The organism is Agromyces archimandritae (genome assembly GCF_018024495.1).
Classification (GTDB): domain Bacteria; phylum Actinomycetota; class Actinomycetes; order Actinomycetales; family Microbacteriaceae; genus Agromyces; species Agromyces archimandritae.
This window is the reverse complement of sequence record NZ_CP071696.1, coordinates 3,204,188-3,222,939: the sequence shown is the minus strand read 5'-3', so window position 1 is coordinate 3,222,939 and position 18,752 is coordinate 3,204,188. Positions and strand designations below refer to the sequence as shown.

Sequence of the window (18,752 nt, the reverse complement as noted above, 5' to 3'; positions counted from 1 at the left end):
TGCGCGCCCGGTTACGCTGGTGGGCATGAGCCCGACCCCCCAGCGGATCATCGGCGTGAGCCTCGGCGCCGCCCTGATCCTCGCCCTCGGCGTGTACGGCCCCGCGACCCTGCTCGGGCCGTTGCCTGCGGCCGCCGTGACCGCCGAACCCCCGGCCGTCGAAGCCGGCGAGACGGCGCGTTTCGCACTGCCGGAAGACGGCCAGTCGGCCGTCGCCCTCGTGCCCGACGAGACCGGCGAACCCGTCGTGCTCGCCGGTGCCGGCGACGACGAGGCCCTGCCGATGGGCGGGGCCGCCAAGCTCGTCACCGTGCTCGTCACGCAGGCCTCGCAACCGCTCACCGCGGGCGACGACGGCGCCGACATCCGCATCGGCGCCGAGGACTACCGCGGCTACCTGAACTACGACAAGGAGGGCTCGCGGGTCCTGCCCGTCTCGCCGGGCGAGACGTGGACCCAGCGCGACGTCGTTCAGGCCGTGCTCCTCGCCTCGAGCAACAACCACGCCGACACCCTCGTCCGCTGGGCGTTCGGCAACCCGGCCGCCTACGTCGAGGCCGCCAACGCCTGGCTCGACGAGCACGGCTTCGAGCACACCCGCGTCGACGACGCCACCGGGCTCTCCGGCGACAACGTCGGAACCGCGACCGAACTCGCGCGGCTGACGGCGATGATCATGGCCGTGCCGGCCCTCGCCGACATGATCGACCACGCCGGCGAACGTGCCGGGCTCGGCGAACGCACCATCCCCGACGTCATCGCGCACATGCCCGACCGCGTCCGCGCGCTCTCCCGCAGCTACACCGATCAGGCCGGCCTCGTCTTCGCATTCACCGATCTCGCCGACACCGGCGAAGACGCAGTCCGCATCGTCGGGGTCCTGCTTCGCATGCCCGACTACGAGACCCTCGATCCGGCCGTCGAGCGGATCCTCGCCGACGTCGAGTCCGCCGCGAGCCCCCGACGCCTGGTCGAAGCGGGCACCTCGTACGCGAAGGTCACGACGCCGTGGGGTCAGCGGAGCGAACTCGTCGCCTCGGTCGGGCAGGAGACGGCCGCGTTCGGCGGCGGCGCTCAGGCGCCGGACATCCGCATCGACGACTTCGCGACCGGGCGCGCCGGTGACCGCCTCGGGCGCATCACGATCGACTACGAAGGCGGCACGGCGACCTCGCCGCTCGAGCTCTCCGACGACCTTCGCGATCCAGGCGTCTTCTGGCGCCTCGGGCATCCGATCATCATGGTGAACGCCCTGTTCGGCTCGATCCGCTGACCCGCCCGCCGGCCCCGACGGGCCGCGCGTCAGTCGTTCTCGTCGTCGGGTTCGACCGGATCCGAATCGCCCGCATCGAAGCGGTACCGGACGCGCTGCTGCCCATCGACCTCGCGCGAATCGACCAGCTCGTACCAGAACACCGATTCGAGGCCCTCGACCGCGGCGATCATGCCGACCCGTTCGTCCGGCCGGCCGTCGACGAGCACTCGAGGCACGTATTCCCCCTCGAGCGGCCCGTCGAGGAATTCGGCGATGTACTCCGCCGACGTCTCGTTGTCGCTCATGGCACTACCGTATCCCGGGGCCGCGGACGGCGACAGCCCGGCAGGCCGCGGAGCCGGATGACGCCGGCCCCTCCGCGCCCGTGCACGGCGAGGTGGCGGCGCCACTGACGATCCCAGTCGTCCCAGTGCGCGTCGAACGCGCCGCCGTCGCGCGCGAGCGCCTCACGCCGGCGCGCGGCATCCGGGGCGTGGATCCACACCCGCACCGCCGGCACGCCGTCGCCTGCCGCGAACGCCCCGCACCCCTCGATCACGAGCGCACCGCCCGGCCGGACGATGCGGACCGCCCCCGGCCGGCCGGCCGCCCAGTCCCACAGCGGGACGCGGCCGGGTCGCCCGGCGGCGAGCGGCCCGATCAGGGTGCGCGCGAGCATCCGCCCCGCGGCCTCGAGGCCGCCCCAGCCGGGGTAGACGTCGTCGAGGCGCACGGCTTCGGTTCGGTTCGGCCGGGCCGCCGACCCGGCGGTGAGCAGCCCGGCGAGCGTCGACTTGCCCGAGCCGCTCGGGCCGTCGATGAGGACGAGGGGCGCCGGCCCGGCCGCACGGACGGCGGCGCCGACGCGTGCGAGATGCGGCGCCCAGCCCCGCGACAGGGCGCCGACCGACTCGGGGCCCGCCGTCTCAGCCATGCCAGATCACATTCCAGCTGCCGGTGGCGACCGCCACGCCCACCGCGAGCGCCGCGACGGCGGCCCCGGCCGCGACCGTCGCCCACTCGGCGCGGCCGAAGCGAGCCGGGCGCCACCAGCTGCGCGGCACGTCGCTGCCGAAGCCGCGGGCCTCCATCGCCGTCGCGAGCGTGCCGCCGCGGCGCACCGCGAGCACGAGGAGGGCGAGGGACTGCCGGGCGAACCGCACCGGGAAAGCGCCGTCGCCGACGCCGCGCGCACGCCGGGCGAGGGAGAGCATCCGCCAGTCGTCGACCGTGGTGCCGGCCAGACGAAGGGCCGCGAGCGCCCCGAGCACGAACCTGGCCGGCAGGCGCAGGGTCTGCGCAAGGCCGTCGGCGAGGTCGGTGGGGTCGATCGTGAGGAACAGGACGACGGCCGGCAGCGCGATCGCGAGCACGCGAAGCGTCGTCGACGCGGCGATATGGATCGAGCCCTCGCTGATGTGGATGAGCCCGAACTCGAAGAACGTCGCCCCCGACGACTCGCCGTAGAGCAGCATGCTCACCCCGGTGAGGGGGGCCGCGATCCACACCGGAAGCGTTCGCACCGAGAACGCGAGCGGCCCGAGCCCGACCGCGGCGAACAGGGCGAGCTCGGCCAGGAGCGCCGTCGCGGCCGAGACCGGGTCGAGGGTGAGGATGAGGGCCACGCTCAGCGGGACGGCCGCGAGGAGCTTCGCGACGGGGTTGATCGACGCCAGCGGCAGGCCCGCGCGCACGAGGCCGATGCTCATGCCCGCACCTCCGCCCGGGCGCCGAGATGCAGGCGCGCATCGCCGAGGGCGGCGGCGAAGGCTTCGTCGTGGGTGATCGCGGCGATGCCGGTGCCGCCGTCGCGGACCTCGGCGATGAGCCGGACGAGCTCCTGCCAGGTGCGCGCATCCTGCCCGAAGGTGGGTTCGTCGAGGATGAGCAGGCGGGGCCTGGCGATGAGCGCCGTCGCCACCGAGAGGCGCCGCTTCTCGCCGCCCGAGAGGGTGAACGGGTTCGCGCCGGCGAGTCGATCCAGCCGCAAGGCGTCGAGCAGTCCGGCGACGCGCGCGTCGCGCTCGCGGCGGCCGAGGCGGAGGGCGTCGGGCCCGACCTCGAGCTCGGCGCGCACGCTGCCGCGCAGGAACTGGTGTTCGGGGTGCTGGAACACCGTGCCGATGCGGGTCAGGAGCTGCTTCGAGCGCCACTCGATCGGGTGGGCGGATCGCGCCCCATCGCGGAGCGCCCCGCTCGCCTCGAGGCGGCCGGCGACGGGCGGCAGGAGGCCGGCGAGGGTGAGCCCGAGGGTCGTCTTGCCGACCCCGTTCGGGCCGGTGATCGCCAGCAGGCGGCCGGCGTCGAGGCGGGTGCGGATGCCCGTGCGCACCGCGACCCCGGATCGCCCGACCGCGAGCCCGTCGGCGGTGAGGAGCGGCTCGGATGCCGACGGCGCGGCCCCCGCGACCGGATCGGTCGCCCCACCGGCAGCGGCTCCCGTCGCCCCGGGCGCGGCGCCCGGCAGCCAGACGCCGGCCGCCGCCAGCTCCCCCGAGGCGTCGGCGAGGACGCGGTCGGGCGGGCCGTCTGCGAGCACGCCGCCACCGGCGGCGAGCACGATCACCCGGTCGACCAGCGGCAACCAGGCCTCGATGCGATGCTCGACGACGATCAGGGTCGCCCCGCTCGCATCGAGGCAGCGCGCCACGGCATCCCGGACCTCGATGACACCGGCCGGGTCGAGGTTCGCCGTCGGCTCGTCGAGGAGGACGAGGCCCGGCTGCATCGCGATCACCCCGGCCAGGGCGAGCCGCTGGCGCTGCCCGCCCGAGAGGGCGCTCGTCGGATGGTCGGCCGGGAGGGCGAGCCCGACCGCGTCGAGCGCACCGCGCACCCTGGCGCCGATCCGTTCGGGCGGGACGCCGAGGTTCTCGCACCCGAACGCGACGTCGTCGGCGAGGCGCGACATGACGATCTGCGCATCGGGATCCTGCAGAACGAGCCCGCTGCGGCCGTCGGGCGCGGGCGGCCGGCCGTCGACGAGGAGGCGGCCGGCGGCCTCGCCCTCCTCATCGCCGCCGAGCACCCCCGCCAGGCCGTGCAGCAGCGTGGACTTCCCGGCCCCGGAGGCCCCGAGCAGCAGCACCCGCTCCCCTGCTTCGATGTCGAAGCTCGCGCCCGAGACCGCATGGCTGCGGCGGCCCGCATGCCGCCAGGACCAGTCCTCGGCCCTGACGGCTGCGGGGCGCACCTCGCTCACCGGCGCCCTCAGTCTTCGGCGAGCTTCGCCGTGCGCCCCGAGGCGAAGCTGGAGAGCGCCCCGGTGCTCGCCAGGCCGCGGACGGCGACCCAGGCGAGCAGCCCGGCGATGAGGGAACCGCCGACGACCGAGGCGACGGCGTAGATCGTGGTGAACGCGGACGAGGCTCCCGGGTAGTAGATGAGCAGGTCGTTCAGGGCCATCGCCGCGCCGGCACCGGCACCGGCGAGGACGGCCACGCCCGGGTTCCACACGCGGTAGGCGAAGAGGAGGAAGACGATCTCGGCGCCCAGCCCCTGCACGAGGCCGGCCTCGAGGGTCAACAGCCCCCACTGGGTGCCGACGAGCGCCGACACGGTCGCGGCGACGACCTCGGTGTAGATCGCGGCGCCCGGCTTGCGGATGACGAGGGCGCCCATGACGCCGGCGATGACCCAGAGCGCGGCCGGACCGGCCTGCAGCCCCGGCAGGAGCGCCTCGATGGGCGCCGAGATCGGCCCCCACGCGGCGCCATAGGCCCAGTAGACGATGCCGAGCGCGACGCCGATGACGCTCGCGACGACGATGTCGACGACCCGCCAGCGGAAACGCCTGGCCGGTGCGGCCGGTGCCGCGGCGGATGCGGAGGTGGTGGATGCAGCTGTCTCGTGCACGTATCGTGCCCTTTCGTTCGAGGTGAAAGAGGCACGGGAAATGAGATCGTTGAGTCTCCCTGCGCTGGCATGATCCAGATCAGGTTCGACGGTCGAAGGTTGAGAACCTTCCTCTCAGCCCGGCTCACCGGACTCCCGTGTTCGATTGCGAGTATAGCCTCAGCGCTTGAGGGCGCGGACGATGCGCGCGAGGGCGCGGCCCGCGACCCAGATCGCCGGCACGCTCACCGCGATGAGCGCGATGAGGTTCGGTTCGAAGCGCACGTCGTCGCCGCGGCCGATATATGCCCCGACGGGGATGGATGCCCCGCCGCCCCCGCCCCCGGATGCCTCACCGCCCGAACCGGACTCCACTTCGCCGGTGCCGGCACCGAATCCGTAGTACCCGACGGCGACCGGGATCACGGTCGTGCCGTCGATGTCGATCGGATCGGCATACGAGGTCTTCACCCCGACGCCGCCGACGGTGTTCGCGAGTTCCACGACGAGATCAGCCATGCACGCCACGCTACCCGCCGAACGCGCGAGCGGCCAGACCCCGCGCGGTGACCGTCCGGCCCATGATGCGGACGTGGCGGCGGCGGCTACGTCCCGGGGTCCTTCCGCTTCGAGGTGGAGACGCGATCCGCACCGCGGCGGACGAGCGCGGCCGGTCGCACGAGACCGGTGCCGAAGCGGGCATGCACCTCGTCGATCGCACGTTCGGCGCCCCGCCACTCCTCATCCGGGTCCCACAGGGCGAGGCCGGCGCCCGACTCGCCGAGGCCCTCGGCGCGCACCCCGATGAGGCGCACCCGTGTGCCCTCCGGCATGAGCTCGGGCAGCGCCTGCACGGCCTCGTCGTAGATGCGGCGTGCCACATCGGTCGGCTCTGCGAGCGTGCGGGAACGCGTGACGGTGCGGAAGTCTCCGTACCGGAACTTCAGGACGACCGTGCGGCCGGTCAGCCCCGCTTTCCGGAGCCTCACGCCGACGTTCTCCGCAAGCCGCAGCAGTTCACGGCGCACCTCGGCCGGATCGGTGAGATCGTGCGAGAAGGTCGATTCGTGCCCGATGCTCTTCTCCTCGCGGCCCGTCGTGACCGCGCGCGGATCGTCGCCGACGGCCAGGCGCAGGAGCCGCGAAGCGAGCGCCGGCCCGACGGCGCGTTCCAGGGCCGCCGGCGGCATCGCGGCGACGTCGCCGACCGTGCGGAGGCCGAGGCGCGCAAGCGACTGCTCGGTGACCGCGCCGACGCCCCAGAGCGCCGAGACGGGCAGCGGATGCAGGAAGGCGACCGTATCGGCGGCCGGCACCACGAGCAGCCCGTCGGGCTTCGCCCGGCCCGAGGCGACCTTCGCGACGAACTTCGTCGCCGCCACCCCGACCGAGCAGGTCAGGCCCGTCTCCTCGTGCACGCGCCGGCGCAGCATCCACCCGATCTCGGCGGGCGAGCCGTGCAGGCGCCTTGCCCCCGACACGTCGAGGAACGCCTCGTCGATCGAGAGCTTCTCGACGAGCGGCGTGATCTGCTCGAAGATCGCCATCACCCGTTTCGACATCGCCGAGTACGCCTTGCCGTCCACGGGCAGCACGACGGCGTTCGGGCAGAGCATGAGCGCACGCGACATCGGCATGGCCGAGTTGACGCCGAAGCGCCGGGCCTCGTAGCTCGCGGCCGACACCACGCCGCGGCCCGAGCGGCCGCCGACGATCACCGGTTTGCCGCGCAGTTCGGGATGCTTCAGCAGCTCGACGGAGGCGAAGAACGCGTCCATGTCGACGTGCAGGATGGGGCTGCCCGAATCGTCGACGGGGCCCGTCGTCACCTGCCGCGACGAGCCGTCCTGCTTGCTCACGCTCCGAGCCTACGCGGACCGGCCGACAGTCCCCCGAGACGACTGCCGGGGGTGCGGCGGATGCAGCGGCGAGCGGATGCCGGGGCACATCGCACCCCGGCATCCGCTGCGACCGGCACCGCCGTTCAGGCGTTCGCGCGTTCGAGGACGAGTTCGCGCACGCGCGCGGCGTCTGCCTTGCCCTGCATGGCCTTCATCACGGCGCCGATGACGGCGCCGGCGGCCTGCACCTTGCCGTCGCGGATCTTCGCGAGCACATCGGGCTGGGCGGCGAGCGCCTCGTCGATTGCGGCGATGAGCGCCCCGTCGTCGGAGACGACGGCGAGCCCGCGTGCGTCGACGACCTCCTGCGGCGAGCCTTCGCCTGCGACGACGCCTTCGAGCACCTGGCGGGCGAGGCGGTCGGTCAGGGTGCCGGCCTCGACGAGGGCGGCGAGCTCGGCGACGTGGGCGGGCTCGACGAGCGAGGCAGCGTCGCGTTCGCTCGCGTTCGCGAGGCGGGCGATCTCGCCCGTCCACCACTTGCGTGCGGCGGCGGGGCTCGCCCCGGCCGCGACGGTCGCGGCCAGCTCGTTCAGCAGACCCGAGTTGGCCACATCCTGGAACTCGAGGTCGGTGAAGCCCCACTCCGCCTTCAGCCGGCGTCGGCGGGCGGCGGGCGGCTCGGGCAGCGCGGCGCGCAGTTCCTCGATGAGCTCGGCCGACGGGACGACCGGCAGCAGGTCGGGCTCGGGGAAGTAGCGGTAGTCGTCGGCGTCGGACTTCGGACGGCCGGCGCTCGTCGTGCCCGTGTCCTCGTGCCAGTGCCGCGTCTCCTGCGTGATCGTGCCGCCGGAGGCGAGGATCGCAGCCTGCCGCTGGATCTCGTAGCGGACGGCGCGTTCGATCGATCGGAACGAGTTCACGTTCTTCGTCTCGGTCCGGGTGCCGAGCTTCGTCTCACCGCGGGGCCGGAGCGAGACGTTCGCATCGCAGCGCAGGTTGCCGCGCTCCATGCGCGCCTCGGAGATGCCGAGCGAGAGGGCGATGTCGCGGATCGTCGACACGTAGGCGCGAGCGAGCTGGGGCGCATCGGCCTCGGCGCCGAAGATCGGCTTCGTGACGATCTCGACGAGGGGCACGCCGGCACGGTTGTAGTCGACGAGCGAGTACTCGGCGCCCTGGATGCGGCCGGTGGCGCCGCCGACGTGAGTGAGCTTGCCGGCGTCCTCCTCCATGTGCGCGCGCTCGATCGGCACCTCGAAGACACGACCGTCGTCGAGTTCGACCTCGACGGAGCCCTCTTCGGCGATCGGCTCGTCGTACTGGGAGATCTGGTAGTTCTTCGCGAGATCGGGGTAGAAATAGTTCTTCCGCGCGAAGCGGCTGGAGGCCGCGATGGAACAGCCGAGGGCGAGCCCGAGGCTGATCGAGTAGCGCACCGCTTGGGCGTTCACCACGGGCAGGGAGCCCGGCAGGCCGAGGCACACCGGCGTGATCAGGGTGTTGGGCGACGCGCCGTGGTTGGCGGAGTTCGCGGGGTTCGGCGCATCCGAGAACATCTTGGTCGCCGTGGCGAGCTCGACATGCACCTCGAGGCCGATGACCGGTTCGAAGCGGGCGATGGCCTCGTCGTAGTCCATCAGTTCTGCGCGGGCCATCAGCGTGCGCCTTCCTCGGTCGCAGGGGTGAGTTCGGGTGCGCGGGCGATCAGCGGACCGCCCCACTCGGCCTCGAGCAGCCGCTCGAGCGCGCCGCCCACGTTGTAGAGGCGGGTGTCTTCGTGCGCCGGGGCGAGGAACTGGATGCCGACGGGCAGCCCGTCCTCGGGCGCGAGGCCGGCCGGGATCGAGATGCCGGGCACGCCGGCGAGGTTCGCCGGGATCGTCGCGATGTCGTTCAGGTACATGGCCATCGGGTCGTCGAGCTTCTCGCCGAGCTTGAAGGCCGTCGTCGGCGCCGTCGGCGAGGCGAGCACGTCGACCTGCTCGAAGGCGGCGTCGAAGTCGCGCTGCACGAGGGTGCGCACCTTCTGGGCGCTGCCGTAGTAGGCGTCGTAGTACCCGGCGCTCAGCGCGTAGGTGCCGAGGATGATGCGGCGCTTGACCTCGGGGCCGAAACCGGCCTCGCGGGTGGCCGCCATGACCTGTTCGACGGTGCCGCCGCCGGGCGGGGTCACCCGCAGGCCGAAGCGCACCGAGTCGAACTTCGCGAGGTTCGAGGACGCCTCGGCCGGCAGGATCAGGTAGTAGGCCGCGATCGCGTACTCGAAGTGGGGGGCGCTGACCTCGACGATCTCGGCGCCCTGCTTCTGCAGGAGGTCGAGCGACTCGTGGAAGCGCTGCCGGACACCGGCCTGGAAGCCGTCGCCGTCGAGCTCCTTGACGACGCCGATGCGCAGGCCCGAGACGTCGGCGCGGCGCACGGCCTCGGCCATCGAGGGCCACTGCCGCGGGATCGAGGTCGAGTCGCGCGGGTCGTGGCCGGCGATGACGTCCTGCAGCAGCGCCGCGTCGAGCACATTGCGGGTGACGGGGCCGATCTGGTCGAGCGAGGAGGCCAGCGCGATCGAACCGTAGCGGCTGACGGCGCCGTACGTCGGCTTCACGCCGACCGTGCCGGTGACGTGCGCGGGCTGGCGGATGGATCCGCCGGTGTCGCTGCCGAGCGCGAGCGGGGCCTCGAAGGCGGCGACGGATGCAGCCGAGCCGCCGCCGGAGCCGCCGGGGATGCGGTCGAGGTCCCACGGATTGTGGGTGGGCCCGTACGCCGAGTGCTCGGTGGAGGAGCCCATCGCGAACTCGTCCATGTTCGTCTTGCCGAGCGGCACGAGACCGGCCTCGCGGACCTTGACGACCGGGGTCGCATCGTACGGCGGCACCCATCCCTCGAGGATGCGGGAGCCGGCCGTGGAGGGCATGCCCTTCGTGACGAGCACGTCTTTGATCGCGATCGGCACGCCCGCGAGCGGGCCGAGGGCCTCGCCGGCGGCACGGCGACGGTCGATGTCGGCGGCCGCGGCGAGCGCGCCGTCGCGGTCGACGTGCAGGAAGGCGTGGACGGCGCCGTCGACGGCGGCGATGCGGTCGAGGTGGGCCTCGGTCGCCTCGACCGAGCTGAGCTCGCCGGCGGCGAGGCGTTCGCCGAGGGCGGCGGCGGCCAGACGGGTGATCTCGCTCACTGCTCCTCCCCCAGGATCGCCGAGACGGTGAAGCGGTCGCCGTCGCGCTCGGGGGCGCCGGCGAGCGCCTGCTCCGCGGTGAGCACGTCGTCGCCGACGATGTCGTCGCGGAAGACGTTCTGCATCGGGATCGGGTGGCTCGTGGCCGGCACGCCGGGCCCGGCGACCTCGCTCACCTTCTCGACCGATCGCATGATCTGGCCGAGTTCCGTGGTGAGGTGGCCGATCTCTTCCTCGGTGAGCGCGATGCGGGCGAGGTTCGCGAGATGCGCGACCTGCTCCGCACTGATTTCAGACATGCTGCTCCGTCGTCTCGGGGTGGGGATACTCGATTCTATCCGGGCCGGACGCGGCCGGCCCGGCCTCCTCAGTCGGCCGCGGGCGGTTCCGGCAGTCCCGCCGGGCCCTCCGTGACGAGGATGCGGAAGCCGTCCGCATCCAGCACCCGGATGCCGAGCTCTTCGGCCTTGGCGAGCTTGGATCCGGCGCCGGGTCCGGCGGCGACGAAGTCGGTCTTCTTCGAAACGCTCGAGGCCGCTTTGCCGCCGGCGGCGATGATCGCCTCCTGCGCGCCCTCGCGCGTGTAGCCCTCGAGGCTGCCGGTGGCGACGACCGTGAGGCCGGCGAGGACGCCCCCGGCATCCGCCGCAGCCCCGGGCCCCGGATGCCCGGGTGTCGCCCACTGCACGCCGGCGGCCGTCCATCGCTCGACGATCTCGCGGTGCCAGTCGACCTCGAACCAGTCGGCGAGCGAGTCGGCGATGATCGCGCCCACCCCGTCGACCTCGGCCAGCTCCTCCGGGCTCGCCGCCCGGATCGCGTCGAGGGAGCCGAACCAGTCGGCCAGCGCCCGCGCGGCCACCGGGCCGACGTGCCGGATGTTCAGGGAGACGATGAGGCGCCAGAGCGGTTTCGTCTTCGCCTTCTCGAGTTCGTCGAGCAGGGTCGTGGCGGCCTTGGCCGGCACGGGCACGCGGTAGTCCTTCTTGACGCCGGCCTTGCGACGTTCGGCGGGGCTCCAGTCCTCGGTGCCGGGCGGGTACGTCGCCGGCGAGAGCACCTGGAACGGTGCGCGGCGGACGAGCTCGCCCGTCTCCGGGTCCTCCTTCGGCTCGCCGGTCTCGGGGTCTCTGACGATCACGACGATCGGCACGAGCTCGTCGACGGTGAGCTCGAAGAGGCCCGCCTCGGTCTCCAGCGGCGGCGTCGCGGGGACTTCGGGCCGGGTGAGCGCGGATGCGGTCACCTCGCCGAGCGCCTCGATGTCCAGGCCGCCGCGGGAGCCGATGTGCTCGATGCGGCCGAGCACCTGCGCCGGGCACGACCTCGCGTTCGGGCAGCGGAGGTCCTTATCGCCCTCCTTCATCGGGCGGAGGGGTGTGCCGCAGACCGGGCATTCCTCCGGCATCCGCCACTCGAGCTCGCTGCCGTCGCGGCGCTCGGCGACCGGCCCGAGGATCTCGGGGATGACGTCGCCGGCTTTCCGCAGCACGACCCAATCGCCCACGCGCACGCCCTTGGCGCGCACCACGTCCTGGTTGTGCAGGGTGGCCCGCTGGACGACGCTGCCGGCGACCTTGACGGGTTCCATCACCGCGTACGGGGTGGCCCGCCCGGTGCGGCCGATGCCGACCTCGATCGCGAGGAGGCGGGTCACCACCTCTTCGGGCGGGTACTTGTAGGCGATCGCCCAGCGCGGCGCGCGGCTCGTCGCCCCGAGCTCGTCGTGGAGGGCGAGCTCGTCGACTTTGACGACGATGCCGTCGATCTCGTGCTCGAAATCGTGCCGGTGCACCCCGCAGTCCTCGATGAAGGCCTGCACCGCCTCGACGGTGTCGAAGACGCGGGAGTGCGGCGAGACGGGCAGTCCCCACCCGCTGAGCAGCCCGTACAGATCGGACTGGTTCGGCAGCTCGGGATGCTGCCAGGCGCCGATGCCGTGGATATAGAGGGAGAGCCGGCCGAGGCGCTCGCGCATGAGCGCGCGCTGCGCCTCGGACTTCTCGGCGCGGCGCTGCCGGAGGCTACCGGCGGCGGCGTTGCGGGCGTTGGCGAACTCGGGGAAGCGGACGGCGACCGCGTCGGGGTCTTTGCCGGCGGCGGCCTGCTCGGCGGCGTAGGCGGCCTGCAGTTCGTGCTGGCGCCCGTTCATGGCTTCGAAGTCGGCGGTCGCGATGAACACCTCGCCGCGGGCCTCGAAGAAGGGCGGGATGCCCTCGCCGACGAGGCGCCGCGGGATGACCGGGATCCAGTCGACGTTCTCGGTGATGTCCTCGCCGACGCGGCCGTCGCCGCGGGTGGTGGCCGTCTCGAGCACCCCGTCGCGGTAGGCGAGGCTGATCGCCAGGCCGTCGATCTTCAGCTCGGAGAGCCAGCGAGGGGCCCGCCCGGCGGCCTCGCGCACCTTCGCGGCCCACTCGGCGAACTCCTTGAGGCTGAAGACGTTGTCGAGGGAGAGCATCCGCTCGGCGTGCTCGTGCGGCGGGAAGCCGACCGAGACGAGCGCGGCGCCGACCTCCTGGGTCGGGCTGTCCTGCCCGGCGAGCTCGGGGTGGGCGCGTTCGAGCGCTTCGAGGCGGTGGAAGAGTTCGTCGTACTGCCCGTCGCTGACGAGGCTGACTCCCTCGGAGTAGTACGCGGTACGGTACCGCTCGATCTGCTCGCGCAGCTCCTCCCATTCGGCCCGGGCGCTGTCGAAGTCCTGCGTCTCGCTCACGGCCCGATCCTACCGGCGGCCTCCGACACGGCTCGGGATGCCGGGGCGCGGCCGGCCCCTGGCGCGCATGCCTCAGGCGGCGTCCCAGAGGTCTCGGTAGGAGGCGATCCGCTCGGGCTCAGGCTCCGACCGGTACGGCCGACACGGTGCGGTCGATCGTGAACTGGCCGAGCACGCGCGTGCCGAGGTAGACGACGGCGGTCTGACCGGGGGCCACGCCCTCGAACGGCCGCTCGGGCGTCACGACGAGCTCGTCGGCGCCGTCGGAGCCGGCCCGCAGCACCGCGACCGCGGGAACGGGGTCGGCGTGGGCGCGGATCTGCACCTCGCAGGCGAACGGCGTCGCCGGGTCGGCGGGAGGCTCCCCGGCCCACGAGAAACGCCCGCCGGCGATCGCGGCGATCGCGAGGGCCTCGCGCGGGCCGACGACGACCGTGTTCTCCTTCGGCCGGATCTCGAGCACGAAGCGCGGCTTGCCGTCGGGGGCGGGCCGGCCGATCGCCAGGCCCTTCCGCTGCCCGACCGTGTACGCCCGGGCGCCGTCGTGGGTGCCGAGCACTTCCCCGGAGCGGTCGAGGATCTCGCCGGGTTCGGCGCCGACCTTCTCGGCCAGCCAGCCCTTCGTGTCGCCGTCGCTGATGAAGCAGATGTCGTAGGAGTCGGGCTTCTGCGCGACCGACAGCCCGCGCCGGGCCGCCTCTTCGCGCACGAGCGTCTTCGACGGGGTGTCGCCGAGCGGGAAGTAGGCGTGCGCGAGCTGCTCGGCCGTCAGCACGCCGAGCACATAGCTCTGGTCCTTCGCCTCCGCGCTGGCACGGTGCAGTTCGCGGCGACCCTCCGCATCCTCGACGATCTTCGCGTAGTGGCCGGTGGCGACCGCGTCGAAGCCGAGCGCGAGGGCTTTCTCCAGCAGCGCGGCGAACTTGATGCGCTCGTTGCAGCGCATGCACGGATTCGGGGTGCGGCCGGCCGCGTATTCGTCGATGAAATCGTCGACGACATCGGCCTTGAACCGCTCCGAGAAGTCCCACACGTAGTACGGGATGCCGAGCACGTTCGCCGCCCGCTGCGCATCCATCGAATCCTCGATCGTGCAGCAGCCGCGGCTGCCCGTGCGAAGGGTGCCCGGCATGCGACTGAGGGCCAGATGCACGCCGACGACGTCGTGCCCGGCCTCGACGGCGCGCGCCGCAGCGACGGCGCTGTCGACGCCGCCCGACATCGCAGCCAGAACCCGCATCCCTCCAGTCTAAGCGCGACGGCCTGCGAGTCGGCCGGTCAGCGGTCGAACGAGGTCGACCGGCCGGCCATTCCGGCTCGGGATGCCCGCGCGTAGGCCTCGGGAAGGGCGGCGAGGAAGGCATCCACGTCCGCCTCGACGGTGTCGTGCCCGAGGGTGACCCGGATCGCCCCGCGCGCCTCCGCTTCGCTCCGGCCCATCGCGAGCAGCACATGCGAGGGTTCCGGTACGCCCGCCGTGCACGCGGACCCGGTCGAGACGGCGACGCCGGCGGCATCCAGGAGGAACAGGAGCGAGTCTCCTTCGCAGCCCGGGAAGGTGAAATGCGCGTTGCCCGGAAGCCGGCCGACTGACTGCGCGTCGCCCGAGAGCCGCGCCTCGGCAACGGCGGCGGCCACGCCTGCCACCAGTCGATCCCGAAGACCCGCCATGCGCTGCACGTCGCCGTCGAGGGAACGCGCCACGGCATCCGCCGCCGCCGCGAAGGCCGCAGCCGCAGCCACGTCCTGCGTGCCGCTGCGGAGCCGGCGCTGCTGCCCGCCGCCGTGGATGAGCGGCTCGATGGCCGCGGACCGATCCACGACCAGGGCTCCGGCCCCCATCGGTCCGCCGATCTTGTGCGCCGACACGCTCGCCGCCACGAGGCCCGCACCCCCGCCCGAGCCCGTCTCGCGTCGCAGCGCGCCGAGATCGATCGGCAGCTGCCCGAACGCGGCCACGGCATCCACATGCACGGGCACGCCGGCGCGCGCCGCGAGCTCGACGGCCCGGGCGACCGGCTGGATCGTGCCGACCTCGTTGCTGGCCCAGAGGAAGGTGAGGAGCGCGACGTCGTCGGCCTCGGCCAGGGCGGCCTCGAGGGCATCCAGCCGCAAACGGCCGGCCTCGTCGACCGGGATCTCCTCGACGACGGCACCCTCGTGCTCCTCCAGCCACTGCACCGTGTCCAGGGTCGCGTGATGCTCGCCGCCCGGCAGCAGGATGCGCCGCCGGCCGACCGCCGAAGCGCGCCACCACAGACCCTTGATCGCGAGATTCACCGACTCCGTGCCGCTGCCCGTGAGCACGACCTCGATCGCCTCGGCGCCGAGGGCCGCCGCGATGCGTTCGCGCGACTCCTCCAGCACCCGCTTGGCCTCCTGGCCGGCGGAATGGATGGAACTGGGGTTGCCGACCACGCCGAGGGCGCCCAGGTACGCCTCGCGCGCCTCCGCTCGCATCGGCGTCGTCGCCGCATGGTCGAGATAGACCGCCATGCCGCCTCCGTCCGGGCGCACCGCGCGCCCCCGACTACTGTAGATCGCATGCCCGAGCGCCCCTCCCAGCCGGTCGCGCCCGCAACGCGGCGTCGCCCGCCCGCGCGCACCGCCGCATGAGCCGGGGAACCGCCTCGACGCCCGCGACGCTCGCCCTGACCGCAGCCGGCATCCCGTACACGGTGCACGCCTACGCGCACGACCCTCGTGCCGCCGCCTACGGGCTCGAAGCGGCCGCCGAGCTCGGCGTGGATCCGGCCCGCGTTTTCAAGACCCTCATCGCCGAGCTCGACGGCGGCCTCGTCGTCGGGATCGTGCCCGTGGCCGATCGGCTCGACCTCAAGGCGCTGGCCGCCGCCCTCGGCGGCAAGCGCGCCGAGCTCGCCGATCCGCGCCTGGCCGAACGCCGCACCGGCTACGTCGTCGGCGGCATCAGCCCGCTCGGGCAGCGGCAGCCGCTGCCGACCGTGCTCGACGAGACCGCCATCCTCTGCGAGAGCATCTTCGTCTCCGGCGGGCGGCGCGGCCTCGACCTCGAACTCGCCCCCGACGATCTCGTCGCCGTCACCGGTGCGCGCTACGCGCCGATCGCCCGCTGAGCGACCGGCTCCGAAGCCGCGGGACCCGACGAGGTCAGTACAAGAGGTTCGTCAGGCGCCGGCGGGCCGTCACGACCCGCGGATCCTCCGAACCGACGACCTCGAAATAGTCGAGGAGGCGGGCACGCACCCGATCCTTGTCGGCCTGCGGCAGGCTCGCGAAACGTTCGAGCAGCCGGTCGAACGCATCCTCGACGTGGCCGCCCGACAGGTCGAGGTCGGCCACATCGAGCTGCGCGTCGAGATCGCCCGGGGCGGATGCCGCGGCCGAACGGATCGCCTCGGCGCTCTTACCCGCCAGGCGATGCAGGAGGCCCACCTGGGCGAGCCCGGCCGTCGCGAGATGGTCCGCCGGGTTCTCGGCGAGCGCCCGCCGGTACTCCTCGATCGCCGTCGCGTAGTCACCGCGCTCGATGGCGTCGTAGGCGGCCTGGTGCCGGGGCGGCAGCGGCTCTTCCACCGGTTCGGCCGCTTCGGCGGCGGGCTCGGCCTCGCCGTCGACGCGCACCCGGCCCGAGACGCCGTTCTGCGCGGCGAGCTGCAGGAGCTGATCGAACACCTGGCCGATCACGTCCTCGGGCTGGGCGCCCGAGAACAGCTGCACGGGCTGGCCGCCGACGACGGCCACGGCGGTCGGCACCGACTGGACCTGGAACGCCTGGACGAGCTGCGGGTTCTGGTCCGTTTCGACGGTGGCCAGCAGCATCCGCCCGTCGCGCTCGCGCACGAGGCGTTCGAGCACGCCGAGGAAGTCGGCGCTGGCCTGGCTGCGCGCCGACCACAGGCCGACGACGACGGGAACGGTGCGCGAGAGCTCGAGCACCCCCTGGAACGAGGTCTCGTCGGCGGCGACGACGAACGAGGGCACCGTCTGCACGGCTTCGTCGCCGCCGGCCTGCGGGGCCGGACGGTTGACGAGGCCGGACAGGTCGACGGCGCCCCGCAGGCTCGCGGACTGCGGCGGGATGGGATTCGTCATTTGACCTCCGAGGCGGCGATGAGGCTTTCGGACCAACCGAGGACGCGGATCTTCTCATCGGATCCGACGCCGGGAACGTAGAAGAGCACCTGCACGCCGGTGGTGTGCTGCACGCCCTTCGCGCTGCCGGCGGAGAACCCGGAGACCGCGGCCCGCGGCCCGCCCTCGGCGAATGCGATCGTACCCCCGTCGTTCGGCCGCGCCTGCTCGGTCTGCTCGACCGTGCCGACCACGAGGGCGCCGGCATCGACGGTGCCGAGGGCGACCGAGGGGCTCTTGCCGGCGACCGTCTGGAACGAGAGCGTCGCCGTGGCCGGCGTCTCGCTCATGGTCTTCTGCTGGCCGGCCACGCCGAGCTGGGCGAGCAGATTGTCGCCGTCCTGCTCGAAGAGCTCGGCGAACTTCGACTTGTCGCCGTTCGTGAGGAGGTCCGCGTATGCACCGGCCGTGCTTGCCGGAGCCACGACGAGGCCCTTCGCCTCCGGCGACAGCAGGGGCGCGCCGACCGAGGCCGGTGCGAGCTTCGGGAACTCGGGCTCTGCGGCCATCGCGACCGCGTAGACGACCTTGTAGTTGGAGCGCGGATCGGCCTGGGTGAGCATCATGGCCGTCGGCGGCGTCTTCTCATCCTCGGTCTCGACGACGACGAAGGCGTTGCGCGGCCAGGCGCTCGCCTGCTGCGGCAGGACGACCTTGACCGGTTCGGCCGGGATCGACACCGCGGCCGGCTGGTCGGGCAGCACGGTGCGGATGCGGTAGTTCGCATCGCGGACCTGCATGGCCGGGCCCGTGAAACGCGCCTTGAGCTTCTCGGCCGAGAGCTCCTCGTCGGAGGCCTGCGCGGTTTTCGACACATCGGCGAGGATGCGTTCGAGCTGCGCGGACGTCACGGCGGGCTTGGCGATCTCCACCTTGGGCGAGTCGGCCTCCTCGGCGGCGTCGGTCACGACCGGGACGCTCGGCGTCGGGGTCGGGGTCGCCGTCTCGGGGGCGCTATCGAAGCTCGGCCAGTACTCGGCCGAGCACGCGCTCAGGGCGAGGACCGACGCCAGGCCGAGGGAGGCGACCGCTGCGGTGCGCGGTGCGCGCCCGATGGAGCGGCGTCCAGCCGGCGGCAGCTGGCGGCGCTTGACGGAGGTCGGCCGGGGCGCGCTCGGCAGGCGGCTCGGGCGCGGGCCCTTCGGCAGGTTGCGGCGCGGCCCGCGGCCGCGGCGGTGGTGGATGAAGCCCGTGATGAGCAGATAGGCGCCGATGAGGAAGAAGACCGTCCCCGCCGTCAGCAGCGGGCCGACCCACGGCGTCGAGTTGTCGAGCGGCCAGCGGACCGTGACCTCGGAGGGGGCCGGCGCGGTGCCGTCGGAAGCGGCGATCACCGAGAAGCCCTCCGGCACGTCGATCGTGCGAGCCAGGCTCGCCTCGCCCGTGTACTCCTCGAGCCACAGGTCGCTTCCGGCGGGCGAGCCGAGCTGAGGCTCCTCCGCCTCGGCGTCGGCCGCGGCATCCGCACCCGGCCGGGCGGCTTCCTCGGGCTCGACGAGCTCGCTCGTGAACTCCTGCGTCTCGGCGTCGAAGCCGATGCGGGTGTAGGGGGCCTCGCCGATCCACGCCTCGACGTCGCCGGTGCTGCCGTAGGCCATGAAGGTCTGCTCGGCGCCGCTCAGCCCGATCGTCTGCTTGCCGTCATGCGACTGCAGCGCCTCTTCGGAGATGACGAGGTAGCCGGCGTCTTCGGAGACCTCGATCGTCGTCTCGACGCGGTCTGGTTCGAGGAAGACCGTTCGCTGGGCGATGCCGAGCCCGATGAGCACCGCCGCCGCCAGGAACGCCCCGATGGCGAACACGAATCGCACGAAT

17 protein-coding genes and 1 riboswitch are annotated in these 18,752 nt (G+C 73.1%); of the genes, 2 read left to right on the top strand and 15 right to left on the bottom strand.

Annotation, left to right across the window (positions count from 1 at the left end; translation table 11 throughout):
* Positions 1–25: 25 nt before the first annotated feature.
* Positions 26–1,273, top strand: coding sequence for a serine hydrolase (locus G127AT_RS14845; RefSeq protein WP_210898191.1), 1,248 nt, complete (start codon positions 26–28; stop codon positions 1,271–1,273).
* Between the two features lie 29 nt (positions 1,274–1,302).
* On the opposite strand, the gene G127AT_RS14840 is transcribed toward G127AT_RS14845, so the two are convergent.
* From G127AT_RS14840 to G127AT_RS14780, 13 genes are all read right to left on the bottom strand, one after another.
* Entirely contained in the window at positions 1,303–1,560 is a 258-nt protein-coding gene (locus tag G127AT_RS14840; protein ID WP_210898189.1) for a hypothetical protein, read from the bottom strand.
* On the bottom strand, positions 1,557–2,189 hold the full coding sequence (locus tag G127AT_RS14835; protein WP_210898187.1) for a nucleoside/nucleotide kinase family protein: 633 nt from the start codon (positions 2,187–2,189) through the stop codon (positions 1,557–1,559). Before G127AT_RS14835 ends, G127AT_RS14840 begins: the two co-directional genes overlap by 4 nt.
* Positions 2,182–2,964 (bottom strand): energy-coupling factor transporter transmembrane component T family protein, encoded by a 783-nt coding sequence (locus tag G127AT_RS14830; RefSeq protein WP_210898185.1) that lies wholly within the window; start codon positions 2,962–2,964, stop codon positions 2,182–2,184. The genes G127AT_RS14835 and G127AT_RS14830 overlap by 8 nt, the downstream gene beginning before the upstream one ends.
* The gene (locus G127AT_RS14825) at positions 2,961–4,457 is read right to left on the bottom strand and encodes an ABC transporter ATP-binding protein (RefSeq protein WP_244857618.1); all 1,497 of its coding nucleotides are present in this window, start codon (positions 4,455–4,457) and stop codon (positions 2,961–2,963) included. The genes G127AT_RS14830 and G127AT_RS14825 overlap by 4 nt, the downstream gene beginning before the upstream one ends.
* An 8-nt stretch (positions 4,458–4,465) precedes the next feature.
* Positions 4,466–5,110 (bottom strand): ECF transporter S component, encoded by a 645-nt coding sequence (locus G127AT_RS14820; RefSeq protein ID WP_210898183.1) that lies wholly within the window; start codon positions 5,108–5,110, stop codon positions 4,466–4,468.
* Between the two features lie 39 nt (positions 5,111–5,149).
* Positions 5,150–5,250, bottom strand: a riboswitch (TPP riboswitch).
* Between the two features lie 19 nt (positions 5,251–5,269).
* Complete coding sequence (locus G127AT_RS14815; protein WP_210898181.1) at positions 5,270–5,608, bottom strand: spore germination protein GerW family protein; 339 nt, start codon at positions 5,606–5,608, stop codon at positions 5,270–5,272.
* An 86-nt stretch (positions 5,609–5,694) separates the two neighbouring features.
* Positions 5,695–6,948: a DNA polymerase IV gene (locus tag G127AT_RS14810; RefSeq protein ID WP_210898179.1), complete on the bottom strand. Its 1,254-nt coding sequence runs from the start codon at positions 6,946–6,948 to the stop codon at positions 5,695–5,697.
* Between the two features lie 125 nt (positions 6,949–7,073).
* On the bottom strand, positions 7,074–8,588 hold the full coding sequence (gene gatB / locus G127AT_RS14805; RefSeq protein WP_210898178.1) for an Asp-tRNA(Asn)/Glu-tRNA(Gln) amidotransferase subunit GatB: 1,515 nt from the start codon (positions 8,586–8,588) through the stop codon (positions 7,074–7,076).
* Positions 8,588–10,108 (bottom strand): Asp-tRNA(Asn)/Glu-tRNA(Gln) amidotransferase subunit GatA, encoded by a 1,521-nt coding sequence (gene gatA / locus G127AT_RS14800; protein ID WP_210898176.1) that lies wholly within the window; start codon positions 10,106–10,108, stop codon positions 8,588–8,590. The genes gatB and gatA overlap by 1 nt, the downstream gene beginning before the upstream one ends.
* Positions 10,105–10,407 carry an Asp-tRNA(Asn)/Glu-tRNA(Gln) amidotransferase subunit GatC gene (gene gatC / locus G127AT_RS14795; RefSeq protein ID WP_210898174.1) on the bottom strand — a complete coding sequence of 101 codons (303 nt, stop codon included), beginning with the start codon at positions 10,405–10,407 and terminating at the stop codon, positions 10,105–10,107. Before gatC ends, gatA begins: the two co-directional genes overlap by 4 nt.
* 68 nt (positions 10,408–10,475) lie before the next feature.
* A complete protein-coding gene (gene ligA / locus G127AT_RS14790; protein WP_210898172.1) occupies positions 10,476–12,824 on the bottom strand; it encodes an NAD-dependent DNA ligase LigA in 2,349 nt (782 codons plus the stop codon).
* Between the two features lie 118 nt (positions 12,825–12,942).
* Positions 12,943–14,064, bottom strand: a complete 1,122-nt coding sequence (mnmA, locus tag G127AT_RS14785; protein ID WP_210898170.1) for a tRNA 2-thiouridine(34) synthase MnmA — start codon at positions 14,062–14,064, stop codon at positions 12,943–12,945.
* Between the two features lie 38 nt (positions 14,065–14,102).
* A complete protein-coding gene (locus tag G127AT_RS14780) occupies positions 14,103–15,320 on the bottom strand; it encodes a cysteine desulfurase family protein (RefSeq protein ID WP_210898168.1) in 1,218 nt (405 codons plus the stop codon).
* Positions 15,321–15,436: 116 nt separating this feature from the next.
* Between G127AT_RS14780 and ybaK the strand changes: the two genes are divergently transcribed.
* A complete protein-coding gene (ybaK, locus tag G127AT_RS14775) occupies positions 15,437–15,919 on the top strand; it encodes a Cys-tRNA(Pro) deacylase (protein ID WP_210898166.1) in 483 nt (160 codons plus the stop codon).
* Between the two features lie 34 nt (positions 15,920–15,953).
* Here the strand turns inward: ybaK and G127AT_RS14770 are convergent, their stop codons facing one another.
* Both G127AT_RS14770 and G127AT_RS14765 read right to left on the bottom strand, forming a co-directional pair.
* A complete protein-coding gene (locus G127AT_RS14770; protein WP_210898164.1) occupies positions 15,954–16,898 on the bottom strand; it encodes a tetratricopeptide repeat protein in 945 nt (314 codons plus the stop codon).
* Complete coding sequence (locus G127AT_RS14765; RefSeq protein ID WP_210898162.1) at positions 16,895–18,748, bottom strand: DUF8094 domain-containing protein; 1,854 nt, start codon at positions 18,746–18,748, stop codon at positions 16,895–16,897. Before G127AT_RS14765 ends, G127AT_RS14770 begins: the two co-directional genes overlap by 4 nt.
* Positions 18,749–18,752: the final 4 nt, after the last annotated feature.

Coding starts and splice junctions, on each gene's coding strand:
- G127AT_RS14780 (WP_210898168.1), bottom strand. CDS start 15,320: ATGGCGGTCTATCTCGACCATGCGGCGACGACGCCGATGCGAGCGGAG.
- gatC (WP_210898174.1), bottom strand. CDS start 10,407: ATGTCTGAAATCAGTGCGGAGCAGGTCGCGCATCTCGCGAACCTCGCC.
- G127AT_RS14835 (WP_210898187.1), bottom strand. CDS start 2,189: ATGGCTGAGACGGCGGGCCCCGAGTCGGTCGGCGCCCTGTCGCGGGGC.
- G127AT_RS14770 (WP_210898164.1), bottom strand. CDS start 16,898: ATGACGAATCCCATCCCGCCGCAGTCCGCGAGCCTGCGGGGCGCCGTC.
- G127AT_RS14830 (WP_210898185.1), bottom strand. CDS start 2,964: ATGAGCATCGGCCTCGTGCGCGCGGGCCTGCCGCTGGCGTCGATCAAC.
- G127AT_RS14845 (WP_210898191.1), top strand. CDS start 26: ATGAGCCCGACCCCCCAGCGGATCATCGGCGTGAGCCTCGGCGCCGCC.
- gatB (WP_210898178.1), bottom strand. CDS start 8,588: ATGGCCCGCGCAGAACTGATGGACTACGACGAGGCCATCGCCCGCTTC.
- G127AT_RS14815 (WP_210898181.1), bottom strand. CDS start 5,608: ATGGCTGATCTCGTCGTGGAACTCGCGAACACCGTCGGCGGCGTCGGG.
- ybaK (WP_210898166.1), top strand. CDS start 15,437: ATGAGCCGGGGAACCGCCTCGACGCCCGCGACGCTCGCCCTGACCGCA.
- G127AT_RS14840 (WP_210898189.1), bottom strand. CDS start 1,560: ATGAGCGACAACGAGACGTCGGCGGAGTACATCGCCGAATTCCTCGAC.
- mnmA (WP_210898170.1), bottom strand. CDS start 14,064: ATGCGGGTTCTGGCTGCGATGTCGGGCGGCGTCGACAGCGCCGTCGCT.